Annotated in this window: 17 protein-coding genes and 1 tRNA gene; 3 read left to right on the top strand and 15 right to left on the bottom strand. The window is 41.1% G+C overall.

What is annotated here, in order from left to right; genetic code table 11:
* Positions 1-50: 50 nt before the first annotated feature.
* The 5 genes from QL229_RS12345 to QL229_RS12325 all read right to left on the bottom strand — a co-directional run bounded on the left by QL229_RS12345 (position 51) and on the right by QL229_RS12325 (position 6,528).
* Positions 51-3,071, bottom strand: coding sequence for a TonB-dependent receptor (locus tag QL229_RS12345; protein ID WP_199527642.1), 3,021 nt, complete (start codon positions 3,069-3,071; stop codon positions 51-53).
* Between the two features lie 407 nt (positions 3,072-3,478).
* Positions 3,479-4,654, bottom strand: coding sequence for a mandelate racemase/muconate lactonizing enzyme family protein (locus QL229_RS12340; RefSeq protein WP_281546939.1), 1,176 nt, complete (start codon positions 4,652-4,654; stop codon positions 3,479-3,481).
* A 9-nt stretch (positions 4,655-4,663) separates the two neighbouring features.
* Complete coding sequence (locus tag QL229_RS12335) at positions 4,664-5,431, bottom strand: class II aldolase/adducin family protein (RefSeq protein ID WP_054552449.1); 768 nt, start codon at positions 5,429-5,431, stop codon at positions 4,664-4,666.
* A gap of 128 nt (positions 5,432-5,559) precedes the next feature.
* Entirely contained in the window at positions 5,560-5,883 is a 324-nt protein-coding gene (locus tag QL229_RS12330) for a c-type cytochrome (RefSeq protein WP_135923281.1), read from the bottom strand.
* Positions 5,884-5,988: 105 nt separating this feature from the next.
* Positions 5,989-6,528 carry a DUF2058 domain-containing protein gene (locus tag QL229_RS12325; RefSeq protein ID WP_135923280.1) on the bottom strand — a complete coding sequence of 180 codons (540 nt, stop codon included), beginning with the start codon at positions 6,526-6,528 and terminating at the stop codon, positions 5,989-5,991.
* Between the two features lie 232 nt (positions 6,529-6,760).
* Between QL229_RS12325 and QL229_RS12320 the strand changes: the two genes are divergently transcribed.
* Entirely contained in the window at positions 6,761-7,897 is a 1,137-nt protein-coding gene (locus QL229_RS12320; protein ID WP_281546938.1) for an MFS transporter, read from the top strand.
* Here QL229_RS12320 and QL229_RS12315 read toward each other — a convergent pair.
* The gene (locus QL229_RS12315; protein ID WP_281546937.1) at positions 7,864-8,364 is read right to left on the bottom strand and encodes a prolyl-tRNA synthetase associated domain-containing protein; all 501 of its coding nucleotides are present in this window, start codon (positions 8,362-8,364) and stop codon (positions 7,864-7,866) included. The genes QL229_RS12320 and QL229_RS12315 overlap by 34 nt on opposite strands.
* Positions 8,365-8,751, bottom strand: coding sequence for a hypothetical protein (locus QL229_RS12310; protein WP_253038513.1), 387 nt, complete (start codon positions 8,749-8,751; stop codon positions 8,365-8,367).
* A 166-nt stretch (positions 8,752-8,917) separates the two neighbouring features.
* Here QL229_RS12310 and QL229_RS12305 point away from each other — a divergent pair.
* Positions 8,918-8,993 (top strand) — tRNA-Ala (locus QL229_RS12305).
* Between the two features lie 131 nt (positions 8,994-9,124).
* Here QL229_RS12305 and QL229_RS12300 read toward each other — a convergent pair.
* Complete coding sequence (locus tag QL229_RS12300) at positions 9,125-10,372, bottom strand: glutamate-5-semialdehyde dehydrogenase (protein WP_135923276.1); 1,248 nt, start codon at positions 10,370-10,372, stop codon at positions 9,125-9,127.
* Positions 10,369-11,469: a glutamate 5-kinase gene (gene proB / locus QL229_RS12295; protein ID WP_135923275.1), complete on the bottom strand. Its 1,101-nt coding sequence runs from the start codon at positions 11,467-11,469 to the stop codon at positions 10,369-10,371. Before proB ends, QL229_RS12300 begins: the two co-directional genes overlap by 4 nt.
* A gap of 919 nt (positions 11,470-12,388) precedes the next feature.
* On the opposite strand from proB, the gene QL229_RS12290 reads away from it, so the two are divergent.
* A complete protein-coding gene (locus QL229_RS12290) occupies positions 12,389-14,245 on the top strand; it encodes a sodium:proton antiporter (protein WP_281546936.1) in 1,857 nt (618 codons plus the stop codon).
* Positions 14,246-14,294: 49 nt separating this feature from the next.
* Here the strand turns inward: QL229_RS12290 and QL229_RS12285 are convergent, their stop codons facing one another.
* The 6 genes from QL229_RS12285 to hfq all read right to left on the bottom strand — a co-directional run bounded on the left by QL229_RS12285 (position 14,295) and on the right by hfq (position 20,269).
* A complete protein-coding gene (locus tag QL229_RS12285) occupies positions 14,295-14,903 on the bottom strand; it encodes a tetratricopeptide repeat protein (RefSeq protein WP_135923273.1) in 609 nt (202 codons plus the stop codon).
* Positions 14,904-15,015: 112 nt separating this feature from the next.
* On the bottom strand, positions 15,016-16,329 hold the full coding sequence (locus QL229_RS12280; RefSeq protein WP_135923272.1) for an adenylosuccinate synthase: 1,314 nt from the start codon (positions 16,327-16,329) through the stop codon (positions 15,016-15,018).
* 227 nt (positions 16,330-16,556) lie between these two features.
* Entirely contained in the window at positions 16,557-17,435 is an 879-nt protein-coding gene (gene hflC / locus QL229_RS12275; protein WP_135923271.1) for a protease modulator HflC, read from the bottom strand.
* A gap of 5 nt (positions 17,436-17,440) precedes the next feature.
* Positions 17,441-18,607 carry an FtsH protease activity modulator HflK gene (gene hflK, locus QL229_RS12270; protein ID WP_135923270.1) on the bottom strand — a complete coding sequence of 389 codons (1,167 nt, stop codon included), beginning with the start codon at positions 18,605-18,607 and terminating at the stop codon, positions 17,441-17,443.
* Positions 18,608-18,698: 91 nt separating this feature from the next.
* A complete protein-coding gene (hflX, locus tag QL229_RS12265; RefSeq protein ID WP_135923269.1) occupies positions 18,699-19,988 on the bottom strand; it encodes a ribosome rescue GTPase HflX in 1,290 nt (429 codons plus the stop codon).
* 17 nt (positions 19,989-20,005) lie between these two features.
* Complete coding sequence (gene hfq, locus QL229_RS12260; protein WP_130050381.1) at positions 20,006-20,269, bottom strand: RNA chaperone Hfq; 264 nt, start codon at positions 20,267-20,269, stop codon at positions 20,006-20,008.
* Positions 20,270-20,309 lie beyond the last annotated feature (40 nt).

Below are 20,309 nucleotides of genomic sequence, written 5' to 3'. Positions count from 1 at the left end.
CCCTTACGGGCTTTTTTAGTCAGGGGACAATCAAATTGATTGTTCTTATATTAGAAGCGAGCTTCAAAACCTAAGCGCACATAGCGAGGTGCTTGCCATGTATACGCTGAACCATAATAAGAGTTAACTTCACCCTCATTTTGTTCATAGTGCTCATTAGCTGATGTAATTTCTTGGCTATTAAGAACGTTGAATACATTAATAGTCGCACGCATATCAATATCAGATACTGTGAAGTTATATGCAGCTGATAAATCTAAGTTAAATGTCCATGGAGTACGGCCTGCTGTACCACGGCTATGTTTTTCATAGATTTTTTCGTCTTGTTGACATTCACCATCACCATTCGTGTCTGGGCACTCATTCGTATAGATGTAGAAAGTATCACCCCAGCCACCATTTAGGTTTGGATCTTTTGATGGGTAACCTTGACCAAATAGGCTTTGTGGACGACCACTTTGAAGTGTTGCATTCCAACCAACAGTTAAGTTTTCAACTGGCTCCCAACTACCGAAGAACTTAAAGGTATGACGACGATCGTTAGGTTGATAACCTTGTGAACCATCCATTACTGCTGGGAAGTCGAAGTCTTGCGTAATACCTGCATCAGCTTGACCGATGTCTGATTTAACAGCACCTTCGAAGTTACCTACACTACGTGCCCAAGTATAACCAAATTGATAACGGATAGTTTCTGCGCGGTAATCTAAGCTGAATTCAACTGATGTATACTCATTATTTGCTTTCGGTAAGCCGATTGTTTCAGCTGAGTAAGTTGTCAGTGAACCTTCGTCAGGAACACCATCATTATCAAAGCTTGAGTCACCCCAATCAGTACCATTCCAGTAGTAACCATCGCTGTACCAGCTTGATGTTGAACCTGGATTAATCATGACGCAATATGGGTATGCATAACGGCCACAGTAATCATCAAGTGCAGTTGCAACTTCACGATAGGTACCTTTCAGACCCACTGTATATTCATCGTTAAGCGCTTGTTGTACACCAAGGATGTACTCATCTTTAGAGAACGGATCGGCTTCTTTTGCTTGGAAAATATCTTTTTCAGGGATAACTGGTACACCACTTACTTGTTGTGAATTAGTTAAACCACCACTTCCGATAGCGTCAGCCAAAGGAGCAAGTCCTGTTGGTGCACCTGTTGTTGGATCAACCCCAGTATATGTGTATGCAGTTGTAATATCACTTACACCTGATGCTGCGCGGAAAATCGTGTTATTTGCAACTGGTAGGTAGTAACGGCCGTAAGTACCATAAACTTTCGTATCACCTGTACCTGTTGGATCCCAGGTAAAACCTAAGCGCGGTGCAATATCAGTTTTGAAGCTCGTTAATAGCTTACCTGTAGTACCCCAACTATCGAACTCATCGATACGTAAACCAACTTTCACAGCAAAGTCATCAGTTACCTGCCAGTTATCTTCAAGATAGTAAGCTGTTAATTCTGATTCAAAGCTACCACCACCGTCAAAGATACGATCTTCAACATAATCAAGTGCAGCACCTGTGTTATTGGTAAGCGCTCCATTATCTGCTTGCCAGCTACCATTTGCAGCAAGTGTACGATAGTCATAGCTATGACCACCAATTGGTTGGCTGATTCGCTCTGATTTACGCTCTTGATAATCGATACCAAAGCTAATTTCGTGTGCATCCCACACATACTCAACATCTAAGCGATATTGTGTATTGTCATCGTTATTTGCACCAAAACTACCCCCAGCACCACAGCCGGTGATTGGGTTTGAAGTACCACGTGAGTCAGTTACACTTGGACAAACCAGATTTTCAGACTGAGTTTCATATTCAGTTTTGATGTTACCTGCCATTGCAGTAACTACTAAGTCTTCTGTTAAGATACCGGTATAGCTTAAGCTTTGTGCTTTACCACCACGCTTTAGAAGTGCTCCATCAATACGATCGCCAATTGCACCATTATCATACTCATAAACAGAGCGTTCAATATCACGACGGTTTGAGTAAGCAAAATAACTCAATCGATGGTTATCTGTAATATCCCAATCAAGCTTACCACCCCAGAAAAGGTTATCACCACCTGATGCTGACTCTTTACGGTATTGATCGTTTGGTGAGAATTCGTCACCACCCCAAGTGTATGTAGACTCTGTATCACGAGGGTTCACTAAGCCGTAGAAGAATAAAGTATCTTCTATTAATGGGCCCCCAACTGCCAAGGTGATATCAGCGCTATTATCAGAGGCTAAGCTTTCATCTCGGAAAATTTGCCCCGCACCTTGATTACCACGTGAAATTGAGCCTTCTTCTTGAAGCGAGTCAGGAGCATATTGCACAACTGCAGAGAATTCCCACTCATTGGTACCACTTTTAGTTGTGGTGTTAATCGTACCACCAGTCGCTCGGCCAAACTTCGCTGAGTAACCACCCGTTTTTACTTGGAATTGGTCGTAAAACTCAAATGGAACTTCACCACAACCCAAACCTTGGCGCGTATTCGTTACTTCAAGACCATTGATATAACACGCATTTTCAGCAACAGATGAACCACCAAATGACGCTGTGTTACCAAATGCACTATCACCTTTAACCGCACCAGGAGCAAGTAACGCAACTGACGTAAGATCCCGGCTGATAGGCATACGGTCAATTTCAGCATCAGTAATAACTAAACCTGAGTCAGCTGTAGATAAGTCGATAGATGAAATACGCGCACCGACAACTTGAATAACTTCAGGACCCGAATTTGAAACACTTGCTAAATCAAAGTTTGCCTTTGAGTTAGCACCTAAAGAAACACGAACCTTGTCTTCAGCAACAACATTACCGTCTTTTAGAATCTGAATGTCATAGTTACCTGAAGGTAGTGATGCAAAGCGGAACGTTCCATTTTCTGAAATATTTAAAGTACGCTCTAAACCTGTTGCTGGGTTTTTTACTTTTACAGTGTATGAAGAGGTATTTGCCACATTCTGAACAGAACCAATAACGTCTGATGCTGATGCGGGAAGGGCTAGACCTAGCGATGCAGTAACTGCTATCGCGGTTATGCTTTTCCGAAACATTGATTTCATTTTTGTATCCCTGTTTAAATTATAATTATTCACGCCTTTTAAAAGGCACAATTACATTAGTAAAGTGAAACAAAAATGTAAATTAAAAAATATAAATATATTACAAAAAATCCATATTTATTAGAATTACGGGTTAAATGTAACCATTTGTAATCAATTGATTTTACATGTATAATTTTAGAAACATAAACAATAAATATATGAAAAATGTTAAAACAACAAAATAGACCAAAATATTTAACATTTTAAAGAGTTAAAATAAGGTATCAACATTGAGCTACACACCTATTATTTAATAAAAAAGCTTAATAAACAAATGTTAACAATTACACTTTCTTACAAAAAAGCCCTAACGGGCTTTTTTATTGTTTAAAGATAAATTTCAACTCTGATAATGTGAACTAGTGTTATTTAATCTCAACACGTTGTGAGCGCATAACCACTTCGTCATTTAACTCAATACCGATACCTGGCTCTTCTGATACTTGGAAGAAACCATTTTTAGGTTGTGGATCTTGAATACACAATTCACGGTTCCACTTTTTAATTGCATAAGTGTGATGCTCGTGAATTAAGAAGTTAGGAATTGCGGTTTCTAAGTGTAACGAAGCTGCGGTTGCTACTGGGCCGCCACACACGTGAGCTTGAATACGCACATCAAAAATATCGGCATAATCACACACTTTTTTAGTTTCAGTGAAACCACCACATAGGCCTAAGTCTGGCTGTAGCACATCAATACTTTGATCTTCTAAGTATGGACGCACACCCCATCGGTTATACAAACGCTCACCACCAGCAATTGGCACCGCTACTTTGTCGGCAACTTTTGCATGTAATGAGTGATTTAAGTAGTTCACTGGCTCTTCGTAATACATACAATCGAACTCTTCAGCAATTTCACCAATTTGAATTGCAGATGTCGCACCTGGCAAACTGTGACATTCAAAAATAATATCAACTTCGTCACCTACCGCTTCACGAATGGCTTGCATACGTGCACGATACAATTTCATTTCTGCGCGAGAAATGATGTTAGTACGATCGTAATAAGTGTTACCGTTTTTATCGTACTGAATTGGGTCAACTTTAACCGCATCATAACCTTCAGCCATCGCCTTAAGCGCTGCTTCTGCGTATTCCTGTGGGTGAACAAGTGCTTTAAATTCGCTGTCCCAGTCAAACTGTAATTGTGATGCATAAGTACGTAGCTTATCGTTAACTTTACCACCTAATAGCTGGTAAACAGGCAAGCCTAATGCTTTACCTTTAATATCCCAAAGTGCGGTATCAATAGCGCTCATTGCGGCATACACAACAGGACCACCGCCTAAACCCCAAAAGCTTTCGCGTAGCATTCTTGACCATAATTTCTCTGTTTGAAATGGGTCATGACCAATTAAAAATGCATCAGCCATTTCTTTGATCATTGCCGCTGCAGCACTGTGACCTAAATCATAAGCAAGGCCTGCCTCTCCCACACCGCTAATACCTTCATCAGTGTGAATACGCACAAAAACAGGTGTCCAAACAGGTCTGTCTGGACAATGAATATCGAACACTTCGACGCGATTAACTTTCATGGTTACTCCTTACTGAGCAAAACTAGGATCAAGACGATAAGCTTTACGCAACATTGCCGGCCAAGCTAACTGGCCACCGGTGCTGCCGCTATGCACGACATTCGCTTGATTATAAATATTATCGATAATAGGTTGTGGTACTGGGATTGCTGTTTGACCACTGGCTTGGATAGCTAATTGAATTTCACAGGCACGCTGTAAATCATAAAAACGCATAAACGCATCACCCACTGTTGGGCCAACGGTTAAACCACCGTGGTTAACCAATAACATGTGGTTGGTGGTGCCTAAGTCATCTTGTAGACGCTTTTTCTCATCACTGTTTACCGCTAAGCCTTCGTAGCCATGATAAGACAATGATGGCAATGAGAACATTGAGTATTGGCTAAGTGGCAACAGGCCTTTTTCTTGCGTTGCAACGGCGATGGTTTCTTTTGTGTGTAAATGAATAACACAGTGTGCGTCATCACGTACTTCGTGAATGGCGCTGTGAATAGTGAAACCAGCCGGGTTAATTTTAAACGGCGTGTCATCAAGAATATTGCCTGCTAAATCCACCTTCACAAGGTTTGACGCAGTTACTTCATCAAAACTTAAACCAAATGCATTTACCAAATAGTGATCCGTACCAGGTAAGCGCGCCGATAGGTGGGTGTAAATTAGATCCCCCCAACGGAAATGCTCAACCAAACGGTAACATGCCGCTAAATCTACGCGTAGCTGCCATTCTTGTTCAGATACTTTATTTTTTAAATCGAGTTTTGGTAAGTCAAACATGGGAAACCTTGTATATGTGACAAGCACAAATAGATGTATAGAAGTCTAAAACACTATTAATCGATGATCAATAGCTGATACAAAAAGGCCACATCTACAGATGTGGCCTTTTCTTGCTAAAGTGGCGTTTATTTTACTTGCGATAAATAATCAGCAATTGCAGCCATTTCTTCTTCAGATACGTTTGCAACCATTGCTTTCATTGCCGCAGCCATACCGTTACTACGTGCACCTGACTTGATGTCTTTCATTTGTGCTAGTAAGTACTCTTTATTTTGGCCATTTAATTTAGGGTACTGAGGCATGATAGGTGCTTTACCTTCTGCACCATGACATGTTTGACATAGCTTAGCTGTGTAAAGTGCTGCACCATCTGCTGCCATTGTGTTAAAAGATAGGCTTGCTGCCATTGCAATGCCAGCCCCACATAAAACTTTTGTAATCTTGCTCATATTAGTCTTCTCTTTTTTGACGGGTTATTAAACATTTTCTTTAGTGTAGACCATGATTTAACAATATTGCACCCGAAAATTGTAATGGTGGCCGGTATAAGATAACTACCAGATCAAATCATCAGGTACTTCAAAATCAGCATACGGATCATCTTCATCTTTCTGCTTATCTTCAGGCTCAACATGGAACACTATGTAGTCTTCGCTAACTTCAGCGACTTTTCGTGCTGGCTCGTCTTCCAGTACAAAAAATTGGCCTTCTAAAACACAAATTGCCAAACGGCCTCCTGCAAGGGCTTTTTGTGTTTTTTCATTTACCTCTAGCTCCTTCACTTTATTTTGATAAGTGAAGTTAAAGGTGCGATCACCACGAATTTCATCTTGATTGTGGTGCTCTAAAATCTGCTTTACGCGAGCCACTTGCTCACGCTGTTTTTGCTCTTCTAAACGTGCTTTATTAAGCTCGTCGGCTTTTTTCTGCTGCTCAAGCTTTGTTTGTTCAATATGCTTTTGTAAATCACTTGGGTTGCTCGTAGCACCTTTTTTCTTCTTCTTTTGCTGCTTACGCTTTTCAGTTTTAGCCACCTTAGCTTGATGTGACGTTGTTAACCCTGCTTTAAGTAATTGATCTTGTAATGAACCCATGACTAAATTCCATATAAAAATGCCTAATTAGGGTTATTTTAATCAGCAATACGAACAAATAACAGTGTTCAGCTTAGATGATTCACTGCAATCGAGTATATTGCTGTGAGATTAACATGCGATGAAATCATGACATATTGATTTAACGCAAGATTTATCATTTTAGTCGTCTTTGAACTTGTAAAAAAACCTGTACCCTATAAGCTAAAGCTTTTCCTCTTGGGAGCTAAAAATGCAGCTGCGACATTTGTTACTTTGCTCTGTATTTATTTTCTTTGTTTTATACGCCCCACAACCGTTACTTGGATTATTTGCTAGTCATTTTTCTGTCTCGCCAGCCACTGCTGGTAGCTTAATGACCGCGACTATGCTGCCACTAGCCATTGCTCCTTTGGTGTATGGCTTATTTTTAGCTAAGCGAAACCCGCTAACAATTTTAAAGATTGCCATGTTTGTGTTGGCTATAAGCTGCGTTGCTTTTACTTTAGCACCAAGCTTTGAGCTGCTGTTGCTGGTACGCTTTATTCAAGGGATCACCCTGCCTGCTGCGCTCACAGCCATGACCAGTTATATTGGTGTAACTTATCAGGCTGACCAATTACAACGTAATATGACTCTTTATATTGGTAGCACCATTGTCGGTGGATACTTTGGTCGTATGCTTGCAGCCTTATTCACTGACTTTTTAAGCTGGCAAAGTTTTTATTATGTGATAGCACTAGGGTTAATACTGTTTGCTGTCGTTATCCCTAAATCAAGCAAAACTGCCACAATTCATGCAGCACAGTCACCACTGCTATATCTGAAACAATTAAAAGATCCGCTTGTGCTAAAGCTCTACGGAGCCGTTTTTTGTATGTTCTTTTGCTTTGCGGCGCTGTTAAATTATTTGCCCTTCATCTTACAAGATAGCTTTGCTATCACTAATACTCGAGATATTGGTCTGGTTTACAGTGGCTATTTATTGGGAGCACTTGCCTCTATAGCTACCCCTTGGCTGTTACGAAAGTCATCAACTCCTTGGCGCTTACTAACATGGGTATTTGTCTTTTATAGCCTGACGATGGTGCTTTTAATGAGCCAACAATTATTACTTTTTGTCATTGCTTTTACTGGTTTTTGCGGTGCAATGTTTGTGATCCACTCTAGTGCAGCCCCACTGGTTAATAAAATCAGCAACGCTCCTGCAAGTGTAACCAATGGGGGATATGTTTCGTTTTATTACAGTGGTGGCGCACTGGGCTCATTATTGCCAGGGCTGGTGTATCAGCAACACGGCCAAATTGCTTTTATGACCGTGCTACTTTTAGTTTGCTTAGTAGGTTTAAGCTTAGTTTATTTGGCAGGGAGAAATACAATACGCGGTTGATGGCCGGTACTTTCAAAAAATAGCTCTAAGTCGTCTTTTTTCATCAGCCATGTAGCCGTATTTTCAAAAGGATGACAATGAAAAAGCTCGTTAAACCAAATTTCTTGGTCTAGCCAAAGGGTAACATTATTTTGCTTATCGTTTAAAAGTGCCAGCATAGAAACACAGCCCGGTGGCATTTTAAGATAACGCGCTAATCGCTCATCAGATGCAAATCCTAAGCGCGATAGCCCTTGCTGCTGAGCAATAGCTTTTAAGTCAAGCTGCTTATCGTGAGCGGTGATCACTAAAAAGTGGCGCTTGCCTTCGTTATCTCGTAAAAACAGGTTTTTTAATCGTGTGCCCGGTCTATCGAGCATAAATTTGTCGGCATCTAAGCTGCCGTGCAATGGTGGATGCTCAATCACCTCATAATTGATATCTAACTGAGCTAGCGTAGCTGCCAACTTGCTCTTATCTGCATACATTTACAAACAACGTCCTCGTAATTGCACACTTAAATCACGCCATAATACTTCGTCAATAATGTGTTTATCGTCGCAGTATTTTCGTGCTTTAAGTTCTTCATTTAATAATTCGACCGCTTGATCTTCGAGCATGAGTTTTAAGTTGCTCGACTCTTCAAATACTTCTTGCTCAGCAAAGTCTTTAAACTGACTACGTGTCATTGGCTTATCAAGGTTGATTGGACGTCTTCCTTGCGCCTTAACTGACACTACATAGGCAAAAATTTTATTGCCTTGGTCGTCATTTTTTTCGTAAAACTGTTTATTATTAATTTCAAAAGGCGGGGCCTCCTCTTGGCTTGCGCAACCAGCAAGTAATGCGAGTAAAAGCCATGCTATTTTTTTCATTATTGGATAAGCCTTGTACAGTGAATGGGCTCTAGTCTAGCAAAAATAAAACTTCAGAGTAAAAATTCGATCAATTTAAAAAAAATACTTGACCAAAAAGATAAAAATAATTAAAGTTCACCCCGCTTGAGACGCAAGACTTAAGCATCCTGTATTTTAGGAATGTGGGGCTATAGCTCAGCTGGGAGAGCGCCTGCCTTGCACGCAGGAGGTCAGCAGTTCGATCCTGCTTAGCTCCACCACTTTCCTACCTCTCTTTAGGCAATCTGCCAAATTTAAATATCTAAAAAACTCATCTTTATATTTCGATTCGTTTTATTTTAGACACAAAAAAACCGAGCAGAGCCCGGCTTTTTAAACAATATTTTAGTGATTACTCACGAATTTGACCTTCGCCATTCACTAAATATTTTTCAGTTGTAAGTGACTCAAGACCCATTGGACCATAAGCATGTAGCTTAGTTGTCGCAATGCCAATCTCAGCACCTAAACCTAACTGTGAACCATCAGAAAAACGCGATGACGCATTAACCATTACCACAGATGCATCTACACTACGTTGGAATAGCTCTGCAGCGGCTTTGTCTTTAGTACAAATCACTTCGGTATGGTTTGAACCAAACTTAGCAATATGATCAATAGCACCGGCAAAGTCAGGTACCACCTTGATTGCGATTTCTAGATCTAAGTACTCTTCACCAAACTCGTCGTCAGCAAGTACTGTTGCATTATCAAAGTACTCGGCAGCTTTCGCATCTGCATTTACTTTAACGCCTTCTTGACGAAGAACAACAGCACACAGATTTAAAAACTCATCGGCGATATCTTGGTGTACCACTAAGCCTTCTAGAGCATTACACACACCAGTACGCTGAGTTTTACCATTCAATAGTAAATTGATTGCTACATTCAGGTCAGCATCTTTATCTACATAAAGGTGGCATACACCTTTAAAGTGCTGAATTACTGGAATGGTGCTGTTTTCCGTTACAAAATTAATTAAACCTTCACCACCACGCGGAATGATTAAGTCAATAGTGTCGCGCTGTTGCATCAGTTCCATCAATAAGCCACGGTCTGGATCTGGGATCACCGAAATTAACGCTGCTGGTAAACCATGCTTTTCAAGTACTTTGTGCATCACACTTGCAATAGCTTGCGAGCTACGAAGTGCTTCTTTACCACCACGTAAAATAACACCATTACCTGATTTAAAGCATAATGCACCCGCATCAGCCGTCACATTTGGGCGTGCTTCATAGATCATACACACAACACCAAGTGGTACACGCATCTTACTGATCTTAATACCATTAGGACGCTCTGAAATTTCACGCAACTGACCAACTGGATCATCAAGGCTTACAATTACTTCAATACCTTCAGCCATTGCCTCAATGCGCTCATCATTAAGCGTTAAACGGTCAATCATAGCTGCAGCAAGGTTATTATCACGCGCTGCCGCTAAATCACTTTCGTTTTCTTTGATGATAAAGGCTTTGCTTTCACGTAGCGCCTCTGCCATCTCAGTTAAAACTTGATTCTTAGTAGCAGTATCAAGCAGGGCTAACTGCGTAGCCGCTTTAGCTGCTTGACTCGAAATATCCGTAATTAAACTCATGACTTCTCCAATAATGCGATATCTTTTTCTGAAACAACTGGGCCGATTGAATCTTGCATCTTTTCGCTAAATTCACTTTGCTCGTTGTCAGCAATAAAATTCAATAAACAGCTACTGTAATTCGCTGTCGCTTTTGCTAGACGCGTACCATCATCACTGCGGACTAAAATAGTATCGCCTACGCCAAATTCTCCATGTACTGCAACGATCTCATCGCTGCGAATACAACCATCTTCGGTTGACTCGTCAATTGAGCCTTCAACAACAACCTCACCCTGCTCATTTGCAGTGTGTGTCATCCAGTGCACAGCTTCTTGCATTGGCTTTTCATAAGGTGTGAAGATTGTACCTGGGTTGTCACCCTCTAATAATCGATTAAATGTTTCTTCTTTGAAACCATTCAAGATAAAGGTAGTAATACCGTGTGAAGTCGCTTTTTCTGCCGCTTCAATTTTCGTTTTCATACCACCTGTACCTACTGCGCTTGTAGCACAGCCTGCCATTGCATAAATCGATTCATCAATGCTTTCGATTTCCGGAAGTAGTACCGCATCTTCATGTAAATTAGGATTTTTATTATAAAGACCGTCTACATCTGAAAAAATCATTAACGCATCAGCATCGGCCGCAGCAGCAACCATGGCTGATAAGTTGTCATTATCACCCACTTTAAGATCATCGGTTGTTACCGTGTCATTTTCATTGATAATAGGTAATACACCGTGCTCCAGTAAAGTAAATACTGTTTCACGTATACTGGTATAACGCTCACGGTCACGTAAATCACCGTGTGTTAATAAAATTTGCGCAGATGGGAAATCAAAGAAGCGATCCCACATTGCCATCATTTCGGTTTGACCGGCTGCTGCCATCGCTTTTTTCATTGTCACTGAGCGCTTTTCTTGCTTTGGAAACAAGTGTGAACCTGCAGCAACCGAACCCGATGACACTAAAATTACTTCGATACCTTGCGCACGACAGCGAACGATGAACTGTGCAATGGTTAGTAAGTAGCGAGAACGACACCCGTCCTGCTCCGGTGCGATCAATGCGCTACCAACTTTTAATACTATACGTCGCCATTTAAACTTTTGCATAACTGTTCAACTTTCCATTTTACTATCTGTTCAGTGCCACTATGCCACTGATAAAAAGACTCGCGATTAGTATCACTAAACGCACTGACTATTATCACTTTGTCAAACCACTTATCTATACACACGACTATGCCACGCAACGACTGCGATTAGATATAGCACAACTTTTATTCAGTCAGTAGACCAAACGGTTATAAACCATAAGTTGATAAAAAAGATAAGTGTTGTTTATGTATCGCTGTAAAAAGCTGTGTGCGGCTTTTATTAATAACAACATACATAGAGCCTATACAATCTGGTACACCAGCAGATAGGGTGTAGATTGTATGACCGAGATTCAGCTGCCACGATGGGAGCTAAACATTGACCAGATAATGAACCATAATTATATTCAACACGTAATAAATGTACGCTGAATCTACACAAGTTCATTTCTATTTAATTTGAAAACAAAGTGTATAAAACACTAAAAATGTCGCAAACAACTGATTTTTTGAAATCAAAGCTAAAAACAATGTGCTTATCGCTAATAACTATTTAGATATCAAATTGTTTGAACACGAACTATAATACGGGAAATTAGGGGCAGAGATCAAGTGCGAAAAGTAGTCATAAGCCTTATACTTACCATAACCACAGAAAATACACATTTAATAACAGTATGTTAGAGGTCTTTTGTTGATATGTAATAATTTTTAATGAGCCAAACTAAGTTTTATTTTCAAAACACCCCCAAAAAGTAGTAATAACGACTAAAATCGTATTTGAAGCAACAAGATTGCTTGTATCCATGACGGTGAGTAGGCTTTAATAAGCAAGCATTATATTTGGAAAGTCAGCGACTAATTATCGTCTTGAAACGCGATTATCTAAGGTGTTGGTATTTTTAAGTTGTAGTAACTAAAGGATAATTCATTCTATGTCAGCAATTTTTATAGCAGGGATCGCCTTGTGTTCAGTATTGGCACAATGGGTAGCGTGGGCGTTTCGTGTACCGGCTATTTTGTTTTTACTACTAACAGGTTTATTACTCGGACCCTTTAGTGGTGTGCTAGAGCCTGATGCACTTCTTGGCGACTTGTTATTTCCTGTCGTCTCTTTAAGTGTGGCGGTGATCCTGTTTGAAGGATCATTAACATTGCACTTTCGAGAACTTAAAGGCATTGGTAAAGTGGTTCGAAACCTCTGTTCAATCGGGATGATCACGACCTGCCTGGTCATAAGTCTCAGTGCCTACTGGATTTTAGAGCTTAATTGGCGTGTTGCTGCTGTTTTAGGAGCAGTGTTAGTTGTTACAGGCCCTACTGTCATAGCGCCACTTTTAAACTCTATGAGGCCCACTCAAGATATCGACCGTATCCTCCGCTGGGAAGGCATCGTGATTGACCCAATTGGGGCTTTATTTGCGGTATTGGTGTTTGAAGCCGTTATGTTGGTTGGTCAGGGTGAAGTATTTAGCCATACCATTATCGCGCTATTTAAAACCTTAGGCGTTGGTTTGACAATTGGTGTAGTTGCCGGATGGCTTACTACGCTTCTTATTCGCCGTGAGTGGCTGCCATTTGAATTACACAAGTTTGGTATTCTAGCCTTAGTACTTATTAGCTTTACTGTCTCTAATCACTTAAGCCATGAATCGGGCTTACTAGCAGTAACAGTATTTGGTATTTGGCTTGCCAACCAAGATGAACTCGAAATTGATTCAGTGCTTGAGTTTAAAGAAGATTTATCGATGATTTTAATTTCATCGCTATTCATTTTACTTGCAGCTCGCCTTCAATTATCTGATTTGATGATGTTACACAGCGATGTGTTTATTTTCTTAGCTATTGTGCTATTTGTGGCTCGCCCAGCGTGTATTGCGATATCTACGTTTAGAACCGACTTACCAATTAAGTCTCGTTTAGTGCTGTCATGGATTGCACCGCGCGGTATCGTAGCCGCAGCGGTAGGTTCTGTCTTCGCATTAAGTATGGTTGAAGCCGGTATTGCTGATGCAGAAAAAATGGTACCACTCATATTCACCGTGATTATCGTTACAGTGGTACTACAAAGCTTAACGGCAACACCATTGGCAAAGCTGTTAAAAGTGCGCCAACCTGCACCAAATACCATTTTGATTATTGGTGCCAACCATGTAGCAAGAGCCATCGCACGCGGCTTAAAAGATCAAAATATTCCGGTGCACTTGTCTGATCCTGCATGGGAGAACTGTAAAATGGCACGTATGGATGGTTTGCCTTGCTACTATGGTAATCCACAATCTGAGCATGCTGAGCGTTATTTACCGTTAACGACGATTCGCAGCGTATTAGCGCTTTCGCCTAACCGCCATCACAACGCATTAGGCGTGCAATACTTCTCACACCTACTCGACGAAAAGGATGTGTTTTCATTACGTTCTTCAACGAACCACGCCAAAGCAAACAAAGACAGTGCAACCTTTTTGTCTCGACAAATTTTGTTTGGCGATAATGGTGCGTATGCTCGCTTGAGTAGCCTAATTGCAAAAGGTGGCAAAGTCAGTGCCACACGGATTTCAGAAGAATTTAGTTGGGAACAATACAAAGAAGTAAACAGCGAAGCAATTCCACTGTTTATTTTGCATGGTGAAAAGTCAGATGACGATGACTCTCCTGTGAAAATTCGCCCGTTCACAACCAACATGGAAAAAGCCCCTCAAGTAGGTGAGCGTATTGTTGCGCTTCAGCCTCCAAAGATGTCGGTTTTAAAAGACCCTAATAACGGCAAAAATAAAGAGATAAAAGAAGATTAATAAAAAAGGCCAGTTTAAAACTGGCCTTTTTTATACACAATTATACCGACTACATCGGCAAGCGAGCACGTGCGACGACGCTGTCAGGCATTTTTTCGGCAAGCTTAGCAAGTAAGCCTTCAATTTTTTTATGGGTGGCTTTATCAGCAACCATTGAATGAAACAACCAACGGTAAGCATCTTCATAATCTCGCGGACTACCATAACCTTGGTTAAACAAATTTACCAACCGCATCTGGGCTTTTAAATTCCCCTGTGCAGATGCCTCTCGCAGATAAGTTACAGCCATTGCTTTATCTTGCTGTACTAATTGACCGACATCATAGTAGCGCCCTAATTGCTCAAGTGCGGCCGCTAGACCCTGCTCAGCAGCCTTACGCATATAATAGACACCAAGTTCTACATTTCGGTCGACACATACGGCATACGCTAGCATGTCACCATACAAGAACTGATACGATGGCAACGCCATTTTATTGGCTCGCGCTTCGATATCTTGAACTAACTGGCAATCATCTGCCTTTACACGTGCCAAATGGGTGTTTTTATTTATTAGAGCGATTAACTCGCTCTCTGTGTAAAGAGGCACAGCTGTAATAGGCTCTTCAGCCATGCTTAGGCTTGAGAAGAGTAATGTTAAAGGCAATAAAACACGCATCAAAATCACTTAAATAAAGTCGGTCTTAGCAAATAATATACAATTATCATTCCAGAGTGAATTTTGGGCACAAAAAAAGCTGCCGAAGCAGCTTTTTCAGTCACTATGACGATTATGCAAATGGGCTGCGTAATACCATAGTTTCTACACGATCAGGGCCAGTAGAGATAATATCAACTGGAACACCAGTGATTTCTTCAATACGCTTGATGTAATCAAGTGCCGCTTGCGGTAATTGATCAACTGACGTAGCACCTACTGTGTTTTCTGACCAGCCCGGCATCTCTTCGTATACTGGTGTTACTTTCTCGTAACCTTCAGCTGCTAATGGCGTAACGTTCGTTACAGTGCCATCTTCTAACTGGTAACCAGTACAGATTTTTAATGTTTCTAAACCATCTAATACGTCTAGTTTAGTTAAACAGAAACCTGAGATGCTGTTGATTTGAACTGCACGGCGCATTGCCACTGCATCTAACCAACCAGTACGGCGTAAACGACCAGTCGTTGCACCGAACTCATGACCTTTTTCACCTAAGTGCTTACCTACTGGATCTTGTTTATCAAGACCGTCGTAAAGCTCTGTAGGGAACGGACCAGAACCTACACGTGTTGTGTAAGCTTTAATAATACCTAGCACATAATCAAGGTGTAATGGACCAAAACCAGCACCTGTCGCTACACCACCCGCTGTTGTGTTTGACGATGTTACGTACGGGTAAGTACCGTGGTCGATATCAAGTAATGTACCTTGTGCACCTTCAAATAAGATGTTGTCACCCGCTAAACGTGTTTGATCAAGTAGCTCAGTAACATCAACAACCATAGCTTTTAAGATATCTGCGATAGCCATTGCATCGTCAAATGTCTTTTGGAAGTCAACTGGTTCAACTTTGTAGTAATGCTCTAACGTGAAGTTATGGTATTCCAATACTTCTTTAAGCTTGCTAGCAAACTGTTCTGGGTTGAATAAATCACCGACACGTAAACCACGACGTGCTACTTTATCTTCATAAGCTGGACCGATACCACGACCTGTCGTACCGATTGGCTTATCGCCACGTGCTTTTTCACGGGCTAAATCTAATGCAATGTGGAAAGGTAAAATTAACGGACATGCTTCGCTAATTAATAAGCGCTCACGTACTGGTACGCCACGCTCTTCTAGCATACCGATTTCTTTCATTAATGCTTCTGGTGATAAAACAACACCATTACCAATCACACACTTAACATTGTCACGTAATACACCCGATGGAATAAGGTGTAAAACCGTCTTTTCACCGTTGATTACCAAAGTATGGCCTGCGTTATGACCACCTTGATAACGAACTACTAAAGATGCTTTGTCTGTAAGGAGGTCAACTACCTTACCCTTACCTTCGTCACCCCATTGGGTGCCTAGTACAACAACGTTTTTACCCATTGCAAATTCACTTAGAAAAAATTAGGACGAGATTTTATCAGAAAACGAGGTGAAAGATCACCCCGTTTAGCTTATTTTTTCTGCGCCTGAATTTTTATCATCTAAATAAACGCGACAAGCTGTGTCAGAACAGGGAGTTATAAACTGGCAAGAGTGAATAAATTAATAAAACACAGAAACAAAAAAGCCCTACAAACTGCAGGGCTTTTGTTCAACACAGTATTTAATTACTGTGCTTTCGATCCTTTCATATAGTTAAAGAAGTCGCTGTCTGGTGAAATCACCATTACGTCTTGTTTATCTTTGAAGGTCTTTTTATACGCTTCTAAGCTGCGCACAAAACCAAAGAACTCAGCATCTTTGCTGTAAGCATTCGCGTAAATAGCAGCAGCTTCAGCATCACCTTGACCACGAACCGTACGTGCATTTCGTTCAGCATCTGCCAGCATAACTGTAACTCGACGGTCTACTTCAGCACGAATGGTTTCAGCTTTTTCTTGACCTTCAGAACGGTGCTCTTTTGCCACTGCAGTACGCTCAGCACGCATACGTTGGAAGATTGAGCTACTCACTTCTTGCGGTAAGTTAATTTGCTTAACACGCACGTCTAGCACTTCGATACCTAGCTCCTGCGCACTTTCTGAAGCTTGTACTAATGCTTCTTCCATTAGCTCACTACGTTCACCAGAAACTATCTCTCTGATTGTACGCGAACCAAAGTTAGTACGAAGACCATTGTTCACTTTTTGCTTAAGTAATGTTTCAGCGTATTGCTTATCACCACGTGCACGAAGATAAAAAGCACTAAAATCATTAATACGCCATTTCACATACGAATCAACGATTAAGTCTTTTTTCTCGCTTGTTACAAAGCGGTCAGGTGCACCATCAAGCGTTTGAATACGTGCATCTAAACGACGTACTTGGCTAAAGAATGGTACTTTTAAATGTAAACCAGGGCCATATACCACCGCGTTATCGTTGCTGTCTTTTTCAACTTTGCTGAATAACAGTACGATCGCCTTTTCGCCTTCTTGAACAACAAATACAGCAGAGAAAGACAATACAACAGCAAGGGCAAGTATTACTAAACTAAAATTTTTCATCTTGCTTATCTCCCCTCATTAAAACGGTCAGTTGCGAAACGATCATTACTCGAATTAACCGTACTGTTACGCGACGTGTTTATTTTATTGCGAAGATCTTTGATATCACTTGAGCTTGGTAATGCAACACGTGTTGCTGTACCTTGCTTTTCCATGATTTTATCAAGTGGTAAATACAACATGTTATTACCGCCTTTCACATCAACTAACACTTTAGAGCTGTTACCAAGTACTTCTTCCATCGCATCGATGTATAAGCGCTGACGTGTTACTTCTTTTGCTGCTTGATATTCAGGTAGTAGCTTTTCAAATCGTGCCACTTCACCTTGTGCTTCAAGCGTAATACGTTCACGGTATGCTTCTGCTTCTTGCGTCATACGTGTAACCTGACCACGCGCTCGCGGTTCAATTTCACGGGCATAGGCTTCAGCTTCACGAATGAAACGTTCTTCATCTTCTTGCGCTGCAATTGCATCATCAAAGGCGTCTTTTACTTCACCCGGCGGACGTGAATCTTTAAAGTTCACATCACTAACGATAATACCTAAATTATACGGCTCGATGATTTTGTTTAGCTCATCCCATGTTTGTTGACGAACAAGCTCACGGCCTGTTGTTAACACTTGGTCCATCTTCACATGACCAATTACATAACGCAGTGCGCTATCTAATGCTTGCTGTAAGCTATGATCAGCATCGGTGACGCTAAACTTGTATAAATGCGGGTCGATAACACGGTATTGTACTTCAAACTCAACATTAACCACGTTTTCGTCTTCGGTTAGCATGAAACCTTTTGCAGATAAAGAACGAACTGCTTCGATATCAACCGGGATCACGCGTTCAATGAAGGTCATTTTCCAACGTAAGCCTGGTTCTGCAATACGGTCATATTGACCAAACTGTAAAACAATACCACGTTCAGCTTCTTTTACTGTGTAAATACCACTTAATGCCCATACAATGACGGCAATAATCAGGATGAAAGAAATGCCTGCGCCACCAAGTCCGCCGTTATTTTTACCTGGCTTATTACCACCAAATAAACCGCCAAACTTGTTGCCGAACTTACGCAGTACCTCGTCTAAATCAGGTGGGCCTTGATCTTTTCCGCCTTTATTATTCCACGGATCTTTATCATTGCCATTGTTACCCGGTTCATTCCAGGCCATAGCTATACTCCATTGTTATCTAAATGAATTAGGTTAAATCTATCAAATCTACAGCATTTCTCATACTAAAAAAGACAAATGCTGGTAACTTTTAGTCAGCTGCAATAAAAGAATCGAGCTCTTGTCCCATTTCTTTTTTCAAGCGGTTCCACTCTGCCATAGGTAATCGTACTGACAACAGCCAGTTACCTTGTTCATCAAAACTCTCTTGATGAACCGCGTTTAAATTAAATAGTGCAGCTCGAATACGACCATGCTGAGGGGGTAATTTTAGCTCATCAGCAAACATCTTCTTGGCAAGTAACTCATTAATTGCCTCTGATAGTAGTTCGCAACCTACACCTGTACGCGCAGACAACCAAACTCGAATCGGCTGACCTTCGTCGTTTCTATCTATACGCGGCGCAACGTCATCTAGCGCATCTATTTTGTTATAAACTAGTAACTGCGGCACCTCATCTGCTTCAATCTCTTTTAAAACAGACTGTACTTGCTCAATATTTTCTTTACGTCGTGGGTCTGCCACGTCGATAACATGTAACTGTAAATCAGCTTCGCGGGTTTCAGTTAAGGTTGCTTTAAACGCCGCTACTAAATCATGAGGTAGATGACGAATAAAACCAACTGTATCGGCTAAAATTACGGGGCCGATATCGCCAATATCCAACTTACGTAGAGTTGGATCTAGCGTTGCAAATAACTGATCAGCTGCATACACATCAGAATCAGTAATACGGTTAAATAATGTTGATTTACCCGCATTGGTATAACCCACTAGCGATACTGTAGGGATTTCGTTACGCGTTCGCGCACGACGCCCTTGCTCACGTTGAACAGCCACTTTATCTAAACGGGCACGAATATTTTTAATTCTTGCGCGCAGTAATCGTCTATCGGTTTCAAGCTGGGTTTCACCCGGACCACGTAAACCTATCCCGCCTTTTTGTCTTTCAAGGTGGGTCCAACCTCTGATCAAGCGGGTAGAAATATGCCTTAGCTGAGCTAACTCAACTTGAAGTTTACCTTCGTGAGTACGCGCTCGCTGCGCAAAAATATCAAGGATCAAACTCGTACGATCAAGTACACGGCACTGACAAACGCGCTCTAAATTGCGTTCCTGTGACGGGCTAAGTTGATGGTTGAAAATAATGACATCTGCATTGTGGATTTTGACAGTTTCAGCGATTTCTTCTGCTTTTCCGGTACCGACGAAAAGCTTCGGATGAGGTGCTTGACGACTGCCTTGCACAATCGCCAAACTACTAACACCAGCAGAAGATACCAACAACTCTAATTCGTGAAGATCTTCACGATCTCCCTCTTTAGGTAAGTCGATATGAACTAAAACTGCCTGTTCGCCGGCTTCATAACGGTCAAACAAGCATTACGCTCCTAAGTTTAAAAATTTCCAGGTTCTTGCTCTTCTGAATCATCACTTCCTTGAACACCTTGGAAGTTAACAGAACGCGCTGGAACAACAGTTGAAATAGCGTGTTTATACACCATTTGATTTACGGTGTTTTCAAGTAAAATAACAAATTGGTCAAATGACTGGATTTTACCCTGCAACTTAATGCCATTAACCAAAAAGATTGATACTGGAATGCGCTCACGACGTAACGCATTTAAAAATGGGTCTTGTAACGACTGGCCTTTTGCCATGTTATTTTCCTTCGTTCTAGGTGTTATTATAATTAAGTAG

Source organism: Pseudoalteromonas sp. PAR1, from assembly GCF_947311895.1.
GTDB lineage: Bacteria > Pseudomonadota > Gammaproteobacteria > Enterobacterales > Alteromonadaceae > Pseudoalteromonas > Pseudoalteromonas lipolytica_C.
Note: the sequence above shows the minus strand (reverse complement) of the source record. Positions and strands in the feature narration are given on the sequence as shown.

Excerpts from the sequence above, each read along its gene's own strand:
- QL229_RS12280 (WP_135923272.1), bottom strand. The coding sequence starts at position 16,329 with ATGGGTAAAAACGTTGTTGTACTAGGCACCCAATGGGGTGACGAAGGT.
- proB (WP_135923275.1), bottom strand. The coding sequence starts at position 11,469 with ATGCAAAAGTTTAAATGGCGACGTATAGTATTAAAAGTTGGTAGCGCA.
- hflC (WP_135923271.1), bottom strand. The coding sequence starts at position 17,435 with ATGAAAAATTTTAGTTTAGTAATACTTGCCCTTGCTGTTGTATTGTCT.
- hfq (WP_130050381.1), bottom strand. The coding sequence starts at position 20,269 with ATGGCAAAAGGCCAGTCGTTACAAGACCCATTTTTAAATGCGTTACGT.
- QL229_RS12340 (WP_281546939.1), bottom strand. The coding sequence starts at position 4,654 with ATGAAAGTTAATCGCGTCGAAGTGTTCGATATTCATTGTCCAGACAGA.
- QL229_RS12290 (WP_281546936.1), top strand. The coding sequence starts at position 12,389 with ATGTCAGCAATTTTTATAGCAGGGATCGCCTTGTGTTCAGTATTGGCA.
- QL229_RS12315 (WP_281546937.1), bottom strand. The coding sequence starts at position 8,364 with ATGTATGCAGATAAGAGCAAGTTGGCAGCTACGCTAGCTCAGTTAGAT.
- QL229_RS12325 (WP_135923280.1), bottom strand. The coding sequence starts at position 6,528 with ATGGGTTCATTACAAGATCAATTACTTAAAGCAGGGTTAACAACGTCA.
- QL229_RS12345 (WP_199527642.1), bottom strand. The coding sequence starts at position 3,071 with ATGAAATCAATGTTTCGGAAAAGCATAACCGCGATAGCAGTTACTGCA.
- hflK (WP_135923270.1), bottom strand. The coding sequence starts at position 18,607 with ATGGCCTGGAATGAACCGGGTAACAATGGCAATGATAAAGATCCGTGG.
- QL229_RS12330 (WP_135923281.1), bottom strand. The coding sequence starts at position 5,883 with ATGAGCAAGATTACAAAAGTTTTATGTGGGGCTGGCATTGCAATGGCA.
- QL229_RS12310 (WP_253038513.1), bottom strand. The coding sequence starts at position 8,751 with ATGAAAAAAATAGCATGGCTTTTACTCGCATTACTTGCTGGTTGCGCA.
- QL229_RS12335 (WP_054552449.1), bottom strand. The coding sequence starts at position 5,431 with ATGTTTGACTTACCAAAACTCGATTTAAAAAATAAAGTATCTGAACAA.
- QL229_RS12300 (WP_135923276.1), bottom strand. The coding sequence starts at position 10,372 with ATGAGTTTAATTACGGATATTTCGAGTCAAGCAGCTAAAGCGGCTACG.
- QL229_RS12320 (WP_281546938.1), top strand. The coding sequence starts at position 6,761 with ATGCAGCTGCGACATTTGTTACTTTGCTCTGTATTTATTTTCTTTGTT.
- QL229_RS12285 (WP_135923273.1), bottom strand. The coding sequence starts at position 14,903 with ATGCGTGTTTTATTGCCTTTAACATTACTCTTCTCAAGCCTAAGCATG.